Source organism: Sporosarcina sp. FSL W7-1349 (assembly GCF_038003045.1).
GTDB lineage: Bacteria > Bacillota > Bacilli > Bacillales_A > Planococcaceae > Sporosarcina.
In genome coordinates, this window is record NZ_JBBOOK010000001.1 from 625,422 (window position 1) to 640,643 (window position 15,222).

Here is a 15,222-nt window from a genome sequence, read left to right on the forward strand (position 1 = left end):
TGCTCGTCCAGGTTCTTTCATTTTTGTTTAAAACGTTCTTGCACTCGACCCGTTCTCCGGTCCCGACGTAGAAGGAAACCTGCAAAGAATCCGATTCCTCCAGCCATCATGATGAAACCGATCAAAAATTGCAACCATCCGAACGGAATCGGCGAATACAAAATGCCGAACAGTGTATCCCTCATCAATTTGATGCCCCAGGCTGCAATCAGGCCAGGGATCAGCAGAACGATAAAAGCCACTAGGCGCGCCATGTCTCAATAACCCCTCCAAAAAGAGAAAGAGCCGGACTAAAACAAGTCACAGAAGACTCTTTCTGCGTTTCTCCTATCTAAACTTACTTCCACTATAACTTAAAATCAGTTTAGTTGCAGGTCTTTTATCTTTATTCCTTAAAGGTTCCCCCCCTCTTCGTTGATTAGGTTAATGTAGTTTTCTTTACTATTTAGCGAGTGTTAAGTACGTTTCCTTTCCTTTCCGCAAAGAACGGATGAAAGAGGAGTGTAAGATACCGGCCGTAATACGGATTTGGAACATTGACACAATTACGACAAGATGAAATTGATTGTCAAGAGCAAAGGAATCGTGTATGATGAACTTATAATTGCAAAAGATTGCAAGTTATCCGAAGGGGGCTTGAATTTCCTTGCAAAACGTTCTTATAGTTGGGGCAGGGGAAGGTGGATCCGTCCTACTGAACCTTCTCTTACACCATGAATCCATGAATGTGATTGCAATTGTCGATACAAACAACGAAGCACCCGGGATACAGCGTGCGCAGGAATTGGGCGTCCCCTACGGACCGGATTGGCGGCCTTTCCTGTCGGATCGTGTTCATATCATCTTTGATGTGACGGGGGACGAATTGGTCTTTCCTCAACTGATTGAGGCCAGGCAGGATCATTCTGTCGTCATTCCAAGATCTGTTGTCAATCTGCTCGTCCAATTGCTTGAAAAAAACAATACATATATAAAGCGGATACGCGGGGAAATGCATAAACAGCAGATGGTCTTTGATTCGATCGAAGAAGGGATGATCGGGATCAATCGCAATGGCCAAATCGACTTCATTAATAAAAGCGCTTCCAAGATGACGGGAATCCGAATTGAGGATGCCGTTGGAAGACCTATTAACGAAGTGATTCCTATGTCCAATTTGCTAGCTGTCTATGAAAGTGGAAAAGCGGAGATGAATCGGGAACTGGTTCTTGGCAACGGGTTGAAAATCGTCACCTCTCGCTATCCATTATTCAACAATACGGGAGATAAAGTGGGTGCTTTCGCCGTATTCAAGGATATTTCGGAAGTCGTGGCGCTTGCCGAAGAAGTGACCGGTCTCAATGAGATGAAAACGATGTTGGAAGCAATCATCCATTCGAGCGATGATGCGATTTCGGTCGTTGACGAGCATGGGAACGGCATTCTCATCAATCCAGCGTATACGAGGATTACGGGGCTGACGGAGGAGGAAATCATCGGGAAGCCGGCATCCGAGGATATCATCGAAGGGGAAAGCATCCATATGAAGGTGCTGCAAACCAAAAAACCGATCCGTGGCGTGAGTATGAGGATTGGCGAGAATAGCCGGGATGTTATTGTCAATGTAGCTCCGATTATCGTAGATCAGGAAGTGAAGGGCAGTGTCGGCGTCATTCACGACATAACGGAGATGCGCAGCTTGATGAATGAGCTGGCAGAGGCCCGCACGATCATCAGAAAATTGGAAGAAACATACACATTCGATGATATTTATGGAAGTTCGCATGAATTGGAAATTTCCGTCGAGCAGGCGAAGCTTGCCGCCCGGTCGTCCTTGCCGGTTCTGCTGCGTGGGGAAGTCGGTACCGGCAAAGAGCTGTTTGCCCATGCCATTCATAGCGGCAGCGAACGGAAGTCGAATAAAATTGTACGCGTGAACTGTTCCGCGATTCACTCATCCCGGTTGGAAGCTGAAATTTTCGGCCAAGAGGAACTGAGCGGCTTGGGAAAATGGGAAGTGACGGAAGGTTTGATCGGGGATGCGGAAAACGGAACTTTATTTTTGGATGAAGTTGCAGAGTTGCCGCTTTTAATTCAACAGAAGTTGGCTACTTTCGTAACGAAGGGGGCCGTCATGAGAAAAGGGGGCACCGAACCGGTCCAGTATGATGTACGGATCATAACGGCCAGCTCTCGGAACTTGGAAAAAGCGATGCAGCAAGGAGAGTTCCTCGAAGAGCTGTATTATCCGCTCAATCGGATCGCGATCCATGTCCCTCCGCTTCGCTCCAGGAAATCGGATATCCCCGAAATTACCGGGCGAATCCTCGAAAAGTTGAATCGGGAGTTGGGCATGAATGTCGGTGAAATTACAGAGGAAGCGATGAAGCACCTCCAGCAGCATGATTGGCCGGGAAATGTGCGGGAATTGGAGAATGTGCTCAGCCGGGCGATGATCTATATGGAGCCGGGCGGATCGGTTCTCGAACTAGAAAATGTGGTTAAATCCCTTTCGTCTAGGGAAAATAAAGAGGTAGAAACGTCCCTGCTGGATACGAATACGCTTGCATCGATCATGGAGGATTATGAAAAAACAATTCTCGATACGGCGCTCAAGGAAAATGGCGGAAACAAGTCGTTGACGGCAAACCGGCTCGGCATTTCGCTACGTTCCCTTTATTACAAATTGGAGAAATATGACTTGATCTGAATTGAGAACTACCAACGTACCTGTCATTTCCTATATACTTATAAACGGACTTAATTATGAGGAGGTATTACAATGGAAATCTTCAAAAGACTGGAAGAACATGACTACGAACAATTGGTGATCTGCCAGGACAAAACGTCTGGCCTCAAAGCGATCATAGCGATCCATGACACGACACTCGGCCCTGCCCTTGGCGGCGCCCGCATGTGGACGTATGAAAGTGAAGAAGCGGCGATCGAAGACGCTCTTCGCTTGGCACGGGGGATGACGTATAAAAATGCTGCAGCGGGACTCAATCTCGGCGGAGGGAAAACCGTCATCATCGGCGATCCGCGGACCGATAAAAACGACGAAATGTTCCGCGCGTTCGGCCGCTATATCGAAGGGTTAAATGGCCGCTATATCACTGCGGAAGACGTGGGGACTACGGAAGAGGATATGGACTTGATCCATTTGGAAACCGATTATGTCGCGGGAACATCCGCAGCGGATTCGGGTTCATCCGGAAACCCTTCCCCTGTAACGGCTTTCGGTATATACAAAGGCATGAAAGCGGCTGCCAAGGAAGCATTCGGAGATGATTCGCTGGCAGGAAAAACGATTGCTGTCCAAGGTGTCGGGAATGTCGCCTACTCATTATGCGAATATTTGCATGAGGAAGGCGCCAAACTGATTGTCACTGACATTAACGAAGAATCGGTCCAACGGGCAGTGGAGGCGTTTGGTGCAACGGCGGTCGGCATCGATGAGATCTATTCGCAGGAAGCGGACATTTTCGCCCCTTGTGCACTCGGTGCCGTCATCAATGATGAAACCATTCCGCAATTGAAAGTGAAAGTGATTGCGGGATCGGCGAACAACCAATTGAAAGATCCTTCCCATGGAGATCAACTCCATGAAATGGGCATTGTCTATGCACCGGACTACGTTATCAATTCCGGCGGCGTCATCAATGTTGCCGATGAACTGGATGGCTATAACCGGGAACGGGCATTGAAACGGGTAGCAACTATATATGACACCATTGAAAAGATCTTCGCCATTTCAAAACGGGACAACATCCCGTCCTACGTCGCTGCAGACCGCTTAGCGGAAGAACGGATTGCACGTGTTGCAAAAGTTCGCAGCCAATTTTTGCAAAATGAAAAAAGCGTCCTATCGAGACGATAATCAGCTGATTGGGGTATCGGTTGGAGCAATTGCTGCTCCGACCGATTCACCCTATGCTGAAAAGTTCATTTACTAGATTAGGAGGCAGAAGATATGGCACAAGAATACGACGTCGTCATTTTGGGTGGCGGCACCGGGGGCTATGTGGCAGCCATCCGCGCAGCCCAGTTAGGATTAAAAACTGCGCTCGTTGAAAAAGGGAAGCTTGGGGGTACCTGCCTTCATAAAGGATGCATCCCGAGCAAAGCATTGCTGAAGAGCGCGGAAGTTTATGATATGGCCAAAAATAAGGCCGCCGAATTTGGAGTGGATACTGCAGACGTCGCGCTTAATTTTGCAAAGGTGCAGGAACGGAAAGAAAAAATAGTCAAGCAATTGTATAACGGCGTCCAGGCATTGATGAAAAAAGGGAAAATTGACATCTATGAAGGGCTTGGAAGAATGCTCGGCCCATCGATCTTCTCGCCGATGCCGGGAACGATATCCGTTGAAATGAATAGCGGGGAAGAAAATGAAATGCTCGTGTTGAAGAATTTGGTCATTGCGACGGGATCCAGGCCAAGGACGTTGCCAGGACTCGAAATCGACGAAGAGCAGGTCATGTCATCGGATGGGGCTCTATCGATGAAAGCGCTTCCAAAATCAATGCTTGTCGTCGGAGGCGGTGTAATCGGCATCGAGTGGGCTTCCATGCTTCATGATTTCGGAGTGGAAGTGACCGTCTTGGAATACGCGGACCGCATCATCCCGACGGAAGATGAAGACATTTCCAAAGAAATGCAGAAGCTGCTTGGCCAAAAAGGCATCCGATTCGTCACGGGCGCCAAGGTGCTGCCGGAAACCCTCGTCAAAGCAGAGGGAAAGGTGTCGATTTCCGCGGAAGTCGACGGAGAGCAGGTCGAATACAGCGCCGAGAAAATGCTTGTGTCGGTCGGTCGCCAAGCGAATGTCGAGGGCATTGGAATCGAGAATACCGAGATTGAAATCGAAAATGGAACGATCCGGACAAAGCCAACTTTCCAAACGAAAGAAAGTCATATTTACGCAATCGGGGATGTCATCGGCGGTCTTCAGCTGGCGCATGTCGCCTCCCATGAAGGGATTGCGGCCATCGAACATATCGCCGGATTGAAGCGTGAGCCGTTCGATTATACGAAAATCTCCCGCTGCATCTATTCTAGTCCGGAAGCGTCCAGTGTCGGATTAACGGAGAAGCAGGCGAGGGAACGAGGATTTGACGTTAAGGTCGGGAAATTCCCGTTCATGGCAATCGGCAAAGCGCTTGTGAATGGCAATGCGGACGGATTCGTTAAGATTGTTGCCGATCAGTCCTCCAATGACATTTTGGGAGTCCATATGATCGGTTCCCATGTCACTGATTTGATTTCCGAAGCGGGGTTGGCAATGGTGCTCGATGCGACGCCTTGGGAAGTCGCTTCCACGATCCATCCGCATCCTTCCCTGTCAGAAGTGATGGGAGAAGCTGCTTTGGCAGTGGATGGCTTGGCAATTCATATGTAAATCACGCGGTCCTGCACCATTCGACGGAACGGACCCGGAAACACGTAACCGATAGGGGGAGTTACAATGGCAAAAACACGTCATGAAGAGCTTGGTTTGACGAATGAAGATGTGCTCCAAATATATAAGACGATGGTGATGGCACGGCGCTTGGATGAACGGATGTGGCTGTTGAACCGCGCCGGAAAGATCCCGTTCGTCATCTCATGCCAAGGTCAAGAAGCGGCACAGGTAGGAGCGGCATTCGCCTTGGACGATAAAAAGGACTGGATTGCACCGTATTACCGGGATATGGGGGTCGTCCTCCATTTTGGCATGACGCCGCAAGAGCTGATGCTGTCCGCATTCGCCAAAGCGGAGGACCCGAACTCGGGTGGACGTCAGATGCCTGGCCATTTCGGACAACGGAAAAACCGGATTCTGACGGGATCTTCTCCTGTTACGACGCAACTCCCGCACGCGGTTGGTGTGGCGCTTGCGGCGAAAATGAAAGGGGAGGACTTCATCACGTTTGTGACGCTTGGTGAAGGTTCATCCAACCAAGGGGATTTCCACGAAGGCATGAACTTTGCGGGCGTCCATAAGTTGCCGACGGTCGTCATGGTGGAGAACAATAAATATGCGATTTCCGTTCCGGTGGAAAAGCAGCTTGCTTGCGAACATGTTGCGGACCGGGCCGTTGCCTATGGCATGCCGGGGGTCACTATCGACGGAACCGATCCGCTCGAAGTATACAAAGTTGTCAAGGAAGCGGCAGACCGGGCCCGGAGCGGAGAAGGGCCGAGTCTTGTGGAAGCGGTATGCTATCGTCTGACCGCCCACTCGTCGGACGACGACCATCGGCTGTACCGGGATGCCGAAGAGCTAGCGGAGGAGCGGAAACTTGATCCAATCCCGAAATTCGCGGCCTATTTGAAAGAGGCGGGCGTCCTGTCCAATGAACTTGAAAAGGAAATCGATGAAGAGATCATGAAAACGGTGAATGAAGCGACGGACTACGCGGAAAACGCACCATACGCCGCGCCTGAGGATGCGCTTCTCCATGTGTATGCCGAGGAAGGGGGAGTCGAATAATGGCCGTATTATCCTATATCGATGCCATCACGTTGGCGATGAAAGAAGAGATGGAACGGGATGAAAATGTCTTTGTTCTTGGAGAAGACGTAGGGCGGAAAGGCGGCGTCTTCAAAGCGACGACCGGGCTCTATGATCAATTCGGCGAATATCGCGCTCTCGATACTCCTCTAGCGGAGTCGGCCATCGCGGGAGTCGGAATCGGTGCGGCAATGTATGGCATGCGTCCGATCGCCGAGATGCAGTTCGCGGATTTCATCATGCCGGCTGTCAATCAAATCGTTTCCGAAGCTGCCAAAATCCGGTATCGGTCGAATAATGACTGGTCTTGTCCGATCGTCTTCCGTGCTCCTTTCGGCGGGGGGATCCATGGCGCCCTGTATCATTCACAATCGGTGGAATCGATGTTCGCGAGCACGCCGGGGTTGAAAGTCGTCATTCCTTCAACGCCATACGACGCGAAAGGATTGTTGAAAGCCGCCATCCGTGATGATGATCCGGTCCTGTTCTTTGAACATAAGCGCGCCTACCGTCTCATCAAAGGGGAAGTCCCGGATGAGGAGTACGTCCTACCGATCGGCAAAGCGGATGTCAAACGCGAAGGCGACGATATTACGATTATTACGTACGGATTATGCGTGCATTTTGCATTGCAGGCAGCAGAACGGTTGGCGGAAGATGGCATATCTGCGCATATTCTCGATTTACGCACCATTTATCCGCTTGATAAAGAAGCGATCATCGAAGCGGCGTCCAAGACAGGGAAAGTGCTGCTCGTGACGGAAGACAATCTGGAAGGCAGCGTCCTGAGCGAAGTGTCGGCTATCATCGCAGAAAATTGCTTGTTCGAACTCGATGCGCCGATCAAACGGTTAGCCGGTCCGGATATCCCGGCCATGCCGTATGCACCGACAATGGAGAAATTCTTCATGGTCAATCCCGATAAAGTCGAAAAAGCTGCAAGGGAACTTGCGGAATTTTAAATGGATGCAGCAAAGGTATTGAATAAGGAGGGAGGCATGCCCAATGGCCATTCAACATATTGAAATGCCGAAACTTGGTGAAAGTGTCACAGAAGGGACGATAGAGAGATGGCTCGTCAAGCCGGGTGACACTGTCAATAAATACGATCCGATTGCAGAAGTGAATACGGATAAAGTGACTGCCGAGATTCCGTCCTCTTTTTCGGGCACGATCAAAGAATTGATTGTAAAAGAAGGGGAGACGGTTGAGGTCGGCGTCGTCGTCTGCACGATTGAGGCGGAAGGCGGAAACTCTGAGGAACCGCAACCGGAGGCAGTGCCAGCGAAAGAAGAACCGGCGAATGAAATGCCGGCCGCAGGTTCACAGAAGCCGCCATCTCCGGTCCAGCGTGGAAAAGCAGCTGGGCGTTATTCCCCGGCTGTCATGCGCTTGGCCCAGGAGAACGATATCGACCTGTCACACGTCGAAGGATCGGGACGGGAAGGCCGGATTACCCGCAAGGATATTTTGGCAATCATCGAAAGCGGAAATATACCGAAAGCCGCGGCTCCTCAACCGGAACAGCAGCCGACCATGACGGAAGAACGCCCGGCTCCACAAGCGGCACCGCAACCTATCGAGTTCCCGACGGAAGCGGGTGATATCGAAATACCGGTTTCCGGTGTGCGCCGTGCGATTGCGACCAATATGCTGCGGTCCAAGCACGAAGCTCCGCATGCGTGGACGATGATCGAAGTCGATGTGACGAATCTCGTCCAATACCGCGATTCCTTGAAAAATGAATTCAAACAGCGGGAAGGTTTCAACTTGACGTATTTCGCATTCTTTGTGAAAGCGGTGGCGCAAGCGTTGAAGGAATTCCCGATGATGAATTCCATGTGGGCGGGTGACAAAATCATTCAGAAGAAAGATATCAACCTCTCCATTGCGGTGGCGACCGAGGAGGCCCTGTACGTTCCTGTCATCAAAAGTGCGGATGAAAAAACGATTAAAGGGATCGGCCGGGAAATCAATGAATTGGCCGGCAAAGTGCGTTCGGGTAAACTGACCTCTGCGGAGATGCAGGGCGGGACATTCACAGTGAATAATACCGGATCATTCGGCTCGGTGCAGTCGATGGGCATCATCAATTACCCACAGGCCGCCATTTTGCAAGTCGAATCGATCGTCAAACGTCCGGTCATCATGGAAAATGGGATGATCGCTGCCCGGGATATGGTCAATCTCTGTCTATCATTGGATCATCGCGTATTGGATGGCTTGATCAGCGGAAGATTCCTAGCCCGTGTGAAAGAAATTCTTGAAAATATTTCCGCTGAAAACACTTCGATTTATTGAGGTACAGCGCAATTTGCCCGGGGCTTGAAAATGGCTCCGGGTTTTTTCCACTTTAAACAATTCTCCCACTCAGGTAAACTATAGAAAGAACTATCATTTTTGGAAGGGGTGTATGAGGGTATGGCGATACATAAAATGAAAACGTCTTCATTTGCGGATGCCGACTACAACCAATGGAAGGAGACGGCCGTCCACTCGCTGAAAGGGAAACCATTTGAATCGCTTTTAACAAAGACGGTGGAAGGGATTACACTGCAACCTCTGTATACGCAGGAGGAGCTGGAGGCGCGGCTGCAAACGGTCCGGGCTGTCAGCGACACATCGGGATGGATTGTGGCCCAGCAGACGATTGCTGAAGATGGACAGCGATTTTTGAAAACATTGAAAGATTCGCTGGCCCGAGGAAATGAGTCGATCGTCTATGATGGCAGGAAGCAGCTTTGTTGGAATGATCGGCTGTTGGATGAATTGGGGGATTTCATTCAAAAGTATCCGGTTTTCATTACGGACACTTCGGCGGATGACCCGATTTTGCAAGTGTTCGATCGGATTCCCGCTGAATTCCGTTCCTCAGTGAAAGGGGCGGTGTGGGTGCGAGACTGGCGGATTCCGCAAGGCTATGACCAAGTGCGGACGCTTGGCGCGGATCTGTGGGACGTGCATCACCAAGGGGCCGATACGGTGACGGAACTGGCACTTGCTTTGGCGAAAGCTTCGGAACTCGCGGCATCGAAGGAAACTTTTGATGAATTTGCCGGACAATTTTTTGTCCGTTTCGCAGTAGATACCCATTTTTTCATGGAAATCGCGAAATTCCGGGCTTTCCGTGTGCTATGGCAAGCGTTCAGCCAGGCCTATGGCAAGGAGGATGCTCCATCGGTTCCGCTTTTGGCGGTCACTTCGTTACGCTCATATTCGAAGCTGGATCCGAACGTCAATTTGCTGCGTGCGGGAAATGAAGCATTTTCAGCCGTCCTCGGTGGGGCGGACGCTTTGACCGTTCACCCGCATGATTTGTTGACCGGCGTGACAGATCATTCGATACGGTTGGCACGGAATATCCAGTTGGTCATCAAAGAGGAAACCCATGTCACGAAAGTGGCTGATCCATCCGGGGGCTCCTATTTCATTGAAACATTGACAGCAGAACTCGTGGAAAGGGCTTGGAAACAGTTCCTCGAAATCGATGCGATGGGAGGCTATGATGCCTATCTTGCTACCGGGCGAGTCGAACAAACGATGGATTCCCGGAGACAGGAAGTGGCAACGGGCAAAAAAACATTAATTGGCACGAATGTATATGCAGAATTGACGCCAACCGTTTTTTCCGATTCCGACTTAGTCGCTGCAGCGGAGCGTCTTGCGGCTCCGTTCGAAAAATTGCGGCAGCGTTTCGCGGATTCCCAACCGCGAGCCGTCGTCTTGACGTTTGGTGCGCTGAAAGACTTCAAACCGCGTGCGGACTTTGTTACGGGCTTCCTTGCGACCGGCGGAATCCGCGCCGAATGGAGTCCTGCCTTCGCCAATGCACAAGAAGCGCTCGATTGGCTCGCTTCCGAGCAACCGGATTATGCGGTCGTCTGTGCATCGCCTGCTGAAACGGAACAAGTGATGGACGAGCTGTTGGCCAAGCGTCCGGGGCAAATTGTGTTGGATGCAGCAGGTAAGGTGGACGTGGCATTAACTGAAAAATGGCAGTCCGCTGGCTTGGACGGGTTCGTATTTGCCGGGCAGAATAAAATCGAAAAGCTGCTGGAAATCGCGTACAAAGTGGAAGGAGGGGCTCATGTTGAATAAACCGGACTTCAGCCAAGTGACTATTACCGAATTGAAACAGACGGATGCTTTCGCAAACGGGACGGCAGGCAATCCGTTCCGGACGAATGAAGGGATCGATGTGAAACCGATCTATTCGCAAGCAGATTTGGAGGGCGTGGAACATCTGAATGATTTTCCGGGCATCGCTCCGAACACGCGCGGGCCTTATCCGACGATGTACGTCTCCCGTCCATGGACCGTGCGCCAGTATGCCGGATTCTCTACGGCGGAAGAGAGTAATGCGTTCTATAAACGGAATCTTGCTATGGGACAAAAAGGATTATCCGTTGCATTCGACCTTGCTACGCACCGGGGCTATGACTCCGACCACCCAAGGGTGACGGGAGATGTCGGGAAAGCGGGCGTTGCTATCGATTCGGTCGAAGATATGAAAATCCTGTTCGACAGCATTCCGCTCGACCAGATGTCCGTCTCGATGACGATGAACGGCGCCGTATTGCCGGTCATGGCATTTTATATCGTAGCGGCTGAGGAACAGGGCGTGGCACCGGAAAAACTGGCTGGGACAATCCAGAATGATATTTTGAAAGAATATATGGTGCGGAATACGTATATTTTCCCGCCTGATATGTCGATGCGGATCATCGCAGACATTTTCGAATACACTTCCAAAAACATGCCGAAGTTCAACTCGATCTCTATCTCGGGCTACCATATGCAGGAGGCGGGCGCGACGGCGGATATCGAACTCGCCTATACACTGGCAGACGGATTGGAATATGTCCGCACTGGTTTGAAAGCTGGCATTGATATCGATTCATTCGCACCGCGGCTGTCGTTTTTCTGGGCGATCGGCATGAACTATTTCATGGAAATCGCGAAGATGCGGGCAGCACGGAAGATCTGGGCGCAAATGATGCAGACGTTCGATCCAAAAAATCCGAAGAGCCTGGCGCTCCGGACCCATTCGCAAACTTCGGGCTGGAGCTTGACCGAGCAGGATCCGTTCAATAATGTCACCCGGACATTGATCGAAGCGAATGCAGCCGCGATGGGACATACCCAGTCACTTCATACGAATGCGCTAGATGAGGCAATCGCCTTGCCGACGGATTTCTCCGCGCGGATTGCACGGAACACGCAGCTGTTCTTGCAGGAAGAGACGCTGATGACAAAAGTGATCGATCCGTGGGGCGGCTCCTACTATGTCGAGAAGCTGACGGATGAATTGATTGAAAAAGCATGGGAATTGATCGAGGAGATTGAAGACCTCGGCGGCATGGCGAAAGCGATCGAAACCGGCCTGCCGAAGATGAAGATCGAAGAAGCGGCAGCGAAACGCCAAGCCCAAATCGACTCCAGATCGGAAGCGATCATCGGGGTGAATAAATACCGACTCGAACAAGAAGATCCGATCGACATTCTCGATATCGACAATACGCTCGTCCGTCAAAAACAGATCGACCGCATCAATGAAATGAAAGCGAGCCGGGATGAAACAGCGGTTGCCCAAACGTTGGCGGCCTTGACGGAAAGCGCGCGCAGCGGGGAAGGCAATCTTCTCGCGATGGCAGTGGATGCTGCACGGGCGCGTGCTACAATCGGAGAAATTTCGGACGCGATCGAAAGCGTTTCGGGGCGTCATAAGGCGGTGATCCGTTCGGTGAGCGGCGTATACAGTTCCAACTTCTCAAACGAGGAGGAAATTAAAGAAGTGAAAGCGATGGCGGACGAGTTCCTGGAGAATGAAGGGCGCCGTCCTCGTATCTTGATTGCAAAAATGGGGCAGGACGGCCATGACCGCGGTGCGAAAGTGATCGCTTCCTCCTTTGCGGATCTCGGGTTCGACGTCGATATCGGCCCTTTATTCCAGACACCGGAAGAGACCGCTTTACAAGCGGCAGAAAACGATGTCCATGTGATCGGGGTCAGTTCGCTGGCGGCAGGTCACAAGACATTGGTACCTGCACTACGGGAGGAATTGCGGAAATTGGGACGCGAGGATATACTTGTCGTCGTCGGTGGCGTCATTCCGGCGCAGGATTACGCGTTCCTGCGTGAAAGCGGGGCAACTGCCATCTTCGGGCCGGGTACTGTCATCCCTGTTGCCGCGCAAAAGGTGATCGAAGAGATTTACAGCACGCTCGGCTATGAGGAAGTGGCGGATTGAAAGACAATAACCGTTTGATCGATGACAGTGCACTTCATGTGATGGATGGAATCCCTTCCTCCCATGACGGGATGGCCGCTTCTGGTCGGAGACGGTTTGTCAAGAAGGACAAGTCGGTTCCGATCAACGAGCTTCGGGAGAACATTTTGCAAGGCTCCCGTCTCGATTTGGCGAAAGGGATCACCTTGCTGGAAAGTTTGAAAGCGGCTGATAAACAAGCGGGGCAGCAATTATTGCTTGATCTGCTTCCGGAAACGGGCAACAGTGTCCGCATTGGAATCACCGGCGTTCCGGGGGCGGGAAAGAGCACGTTCATCGAAGCGTTTGGGCTCATGCTTGCGGAAGCCGGCCATAAAGTCGCCGTCCTTGCAATTGATCCGAGCTCGACTCTGTCGGGGGGCAGCATTTTAGGGGACAAAACACGGATGGAGGAACTTGCCAAGCATCCGAATGCGTTCATCCGTCCGTCCCCTTCCGCCGGGACGCTCGGCGGTGTGCATAAGAAGTCCCGGGAAACGATGCTCCTTTGTGAAGCGGCCGGCTATGATGTGATTTTGATTGAAACTGTCGGCGTCGGCCAAAGTGAGACGATGGTCCGTGGAATGGTTGATTATTTCATGCTGCTCGTCCTCACAGGAGCGGGAGATGAACTGCAAGGGATGAAAAAGGGGATCATGGAATTGGCGGATGGCATCGTTGTCCATAAGGCGGACGGAGATAATCTGAAGCTTGCGAAGAAAACGGTACGGGAATATCGCCAAATCCTTCATTTCCTGCAGCCGGCATCCCCCGGCTGGACTTCGACGGCACTGCCGGTCTCTTCATTGAAGAAGACGGGGCTGGAAGATGTGTGGGAGACTGTGCTGGCTTTCAAGCAGGAGATGGAAAAGGTCGGATATTGGGAGGAACGGCGCCAAGCACAGACGAAGGACTGGTTCCGTCAGATGATCCGCGATCGGCTCATCGACTCTTTCTTCGCCAAGCCGGGGAAGAAGGAGGAGGTCGCGGCGTTGGAAGCCGCCGTGGCCGAAGGGCAAGTGACCGTCGCTGGCGCGGTGGATCAGCTGTTTCCGGGAGAACGCCGAATCGCGGGGGATTGATTGCCGACGGCTGTTCACGTCTAGCTCCGGGCGCCAGCCCCTCGAGTCGCTTCGGTCTTTCAATAAAGGCAAAAAGCGCCTTTATTTGAAAGTCCTCCGACGTACAGGACGTACTAGTGTCGACGTTGCCGCAGGACGCGGCGGGTTTAGTCGGCCAGCGCTTGTCGGGTCTGAGCAGGCGCCCTGCGCTTTTGTTTTTTTGCATGTCCACTTTCCACCTGTTATGATAAAGCTGTAAGTATAGAAAGGGGTTTGAGGATCCGATGAATATGAATTTCAATCTGTATATGGATGATATTCTAAGACAAGCTCGTTCTGAAATGGAAGCGAGCGGGTATGAGCAGTTACAGACGCCAGAGCAGGTGGATGAAGCCTTCACTCGTCAAGGCACCACTCTCGTCATGGTGAATTCGGTTTGTGGTTGTGCGGGAGGCATTGCGCGCCCGGCCGCTGCGCATTCGATCCATTATGATAAACGTCCGGATCATCTTGTCACGGTATTTGCCGGACAGGACAAAGAAGCGACAGCGCAAGCCCGCATGCACTTCGGCGATGATCATCTTCCATCTTCTCCGTCGTTCGCCCTTTTGAAGGATGGGAAACTCGTTGCGGAAATAGGCCGTCATGAAATCGAAGGGCATGATCCGATGTCCGTCGTGGCGAACTTGCAAAGCCAATTCGAGGAATATTGCGAAGAGGTTTGATGAAAAAAACAGTCCGTCCGTGCAAAACGCACGAACGGACTGTTTTTAAGTTTGTTGACACTTTTGCGGTTTAAAAAAGTACGCTTAATCCGAATAGCACGCTGGAAGCGACCATTGCGATGATCATGAGATAGACGATGACCTTCTGTATTTTCTTATTGCTCATTTTCCCGGACTCTCCTTCATCACAGATATACCTATTTTAACAGAATCCGAGGATTTCACAACCTGTAGAGATTTTTCAAATAAAAATGTACAATGGATAAAAGGGGGAATTGACGATGCAAAAAGTGGATCATGTTGGGATTGCGGTAAAAAGTATCGATGCTTCCATCGGATACTATATCGATACGCTCGGTCTGAAATTGTTGGCAATGGAAGAGGTTGCCAGCCAACAGGTGCGTGTGGCGTTCATTGACGCCGGGAATGTGAAGTTGGAATTGCTGGAGCCGATGGGGGAAGATGGCGCCGTTGCGAAATTCATAGAAAAGCGCGGAGAAGGCGTCCATCATATTGCGTTCGGTGTCACCGATATCCGTTCTCGTATGGCGGAATTGCAAGAAAAAGGGGTTCAGCTTTTGCAGGACGAGCCAAGACCAGGTGCTGGGGGAGCGGAAGTCGCCTTTTTACATCCGAAATCCTCGTTCGGTGTCTTGTACGAACTATGCGACAAAAGCGGAAAAGGGGAATAAG

General features: G+C 51.3%; 13 protein-coding genes. 11 read left to right on the top strand and 2 right to left on the bottom strand.

Annotated elements, in window-relative coordinates:
* Positions 1–17 precede the first annotated feature (17 nt).
* Entirely contained in the window at positions 18–254 is a 237-nt protein-coding gene (locus tag MKY41_RS03085; RefSeq protein WP_340743646.1) for a DUF2627 domain-containing protein, read from the bottom strand.
* A gap of 392 nt (positions 255–646) precedes the next feature.
* On the opposite strand from MKY41_RS03085, the gene MKY41_RS03090 reads away from it, so the two are divergent.
* From MKY41_RS03090 to MKY41_RS03135, 10 genes are all read left to right on the top strand, one after another.
* A complete protein-coding gene (locus tag MKY41_RS03090; RefSeq protein ID WP_340743647.1) occupies positions 647–2,689 on the top strand; it encodes a sigma 54-interacting transcriptional regulator in 2,043 nt (680 codons plus the stop codon).
* A 72-nt stretch (positions 2,690–2,761) separates the two neighbouring features.
* Positions 2,762–3,859, top strand: a complete 1,098-nt coding sequence (gene bcd / locus MKY41_RS03095) for a branched-chain amino acid dehydrogenase (protein WP_340743648.1) — start codon at positions 2,762–2,764, stop codon at positions 3,857–3,859.
* Between the two features lie 93 nt (positions 3,860–3,952).
* Positions 3,953–5,380, top strand: coding sequence for a dihydrolipoyl dehydrogenase (lpdA, locus tag MKY41_RS03100; protein WP_340743649.1), 1,428 nt, complete (start codon positions 3,953–3,955; stop codon positions 5,378–5,380).
* A gap of 66 nt (positions 5,381–5,446) precedes the next feature.
* Positions 5,447–6,454, top strand: a complete 1,008-nt coding sequence (locus MKY41_RS03105) for a thiamine pyrophosphate-dependent dehydrogenase E1 component subunit alpha (RefSeq protein ID WP_340743650.1) — start codon at positions 5,447–5,449, stop codon at positions 6,452–6,454.
* Positions 6,454–7,437, top strand: coding sequence for an alpha-ketoacid dehydrogenase subunit beta (locus MKY41_RS03110; RefSeq protein ID WP_340743651.1), 984 nt, complete (start codon positions 6,454–6,456; stop codon positions 7,435–7,437). The genes MKY41_RS03105 and MKY41_RS03110 overlap by 1 nt, the downstream gene beginning before the upstream one ends.
* A gap of 43 nt (positions 7,438–7,480) precedes the next feature.
* Entirely contained in the window at positions 7,481–8,776 is a 1,296-nt protein-coding gene (locus MKY41_RS03115) for a dihydrolipoamide acetyltransferase family protein (RefSeq protein ID WP_340743652.1), read from the top strand.
* A 120-nt stretch (positions 8,777–8,896) separates the two neighbouring features.
* Positions 8,897–10,573 (top strand): methylmalonyl-CoA mutase family protein, encoded by a 1,677-nt coding sequence (locus MKY41_RS03120; protein WP_340743653.1) that lies wholly within the window; start codon positions 8,897–8,899, stop codon positions 10,571–10,573.
* Positions 10,566–12,725 carry a methylmalonyl-CoA mutase gene (gene scpA, locus MKY41_RS03125; protein WP_340745620.1) on the top strand — a complete coding sequence of 720 codons (2,160 nt, stop codon included), beginning with the start codon at positions 10,566–10,568 and terminating at the stop codon, positions 12,723–12,725. The genes MKY41_RS03120 and scpA overlap by 8 nt, the downstream gene beginning before the upstream one ends.
* Positions 12,726–12,766: 41 nt before the next feature.
* Complete coding sequence (gene meaB, locus MKY41_RS03130) at positions 12,767–13,825, top strand: methylmalonyl Co-A mutase-associated GTPase MeaB (protein ID WP_340745621.1); 1,059 nt, start codon at positions 12,767–12,769, stop codon at positions 13,823–13,825.
* Between the two features lie 263 nt (positions 13,826–14,088).
* Entirely contained in the window at positions 14,089–14,529 is a 441-nt protein-coding gene (locus MKY41_RS03135) for a BrxA/BrxB family bacilliredoxin (RefSeq protein WP_340743654.1), read from the top strand.
* A 70-nt stretch (positions 14,530–14,599) separates the two neighbouring features.
* Here the strand turns inward: MKY41_RS03135 and prli42 are convergent, their stop codons facing one another.
* Positions 14,600–14,695 carry a stressosome-associated protein Prli42 gene (gene prli42, locus MKY41_RS03140; protein ID WP_144399706.1) on the bottom strand — a complete coding sequence of 32 codons (96 nt, stop codon included), beginning with the start codon at positions 14,693–14,695 and terminating at the stop codon, positions 14,600–14,602.
* A gap of 115 nt (positions 14,696–14,810) precedes the next feature.
* Here prli42 and mce point away from each other — a divergent pair, with 115 nt between their 5' ends.
* Positions 14,811–15,221 carry a methylmalonyl-CoA epimerase gene (mce, locus tag MKY41_RS03145; RefSeq protein WP_340743655.1) on the top strand — a complete coding sequence of 137 codons (411 nt, stop codon included), beginning with the start codon at positions 14,811–14,813 and terminating at the stop codon, positions 15,219–15,221.
* Position 15,222 lies beyond the last annotated feature (1 nt).

What these genes read in the sequence shown, in the direction of transcription:
- MKY41_RS03105 (WP_340743650.1), top strand. Translation starts at nt 5,447, where the DNA reads ATGGCAAAAACACGTCATGAAGAGCTTGGTTTGACGAATGAAGATGTG.
- MKY41_RS03135 (WP_340743654.1), top strand. Translation starts at nt 14,089, where the DNA reads ATGAATATGAATTTCAATCTGTATATGGATGATATTCTAAGACAAGCT.
- prli42 (WP_144399706.1), bottom strand. Translation starts at nt 14,695, where the DNA reads ATGAGCAATAAGAAAATACAGAAGGTCATCGTCTATCTCATGATCATC.
- MKY41_RS03115 (WP_340743652.1), top strand. Translation starts at nt 7,481, where the DNA reads ATGGCCATTCAACATATTGAAATGCCGAAACTTGGTGAAAGTGTCACA.
- MKY41_RS03085 (WP_340743646.1), bottom strand. Translation starts at nt 254, where the DNA reads ATGGCGCGCCTAGTGGCTTTTATCGTTCTGCTGATCCCTGGCCTGATT.
- MKY41_RS03110 (WP_340743651.1), top strand. Translation starts at nt 6,454, where the DNA reads ATGGCCGTATTATCCTATATCGATGCCATCACGTTGGCGATGAAAGAA.
- bcd (WP_340743648.1), top strand. Translation starts at nt 2,762, where the DNA reads ATGGAAATCTTCAAAAGACTGGAAGAACATGACTACGAACAATTGGTG.
- mce (WP_340743655.1), top strand. Translation starts at nt 14,811, where the DNA reads ATGCAAAAAGTGGATCATGTTGGGATTGCGGTAAAAAGTATCGATGCT.
- MKY41_RS03120 (WP_340743653.1), top strand. Translation starts at nt 8,897, where the DNA reads ATGGCGATACATAAAATGAAAACGTCTTCATTTGCGGATGCCGACTAC.
- lpdA (WP_340743649.1), top strand. Translation starts at nt 3,953, where the DNA reads ATGGCACAAGAATACGACGTCGTCATTTTGGGTGGCGGCACCGGGGGC.
- meaB (WP_340745621.1), top strand. Translation starts at nt 12,767, where the DNA reads ATGGATGGAATCCCTTCCTCCCATGACGGGATGGCCGCTTCTGGTCGG.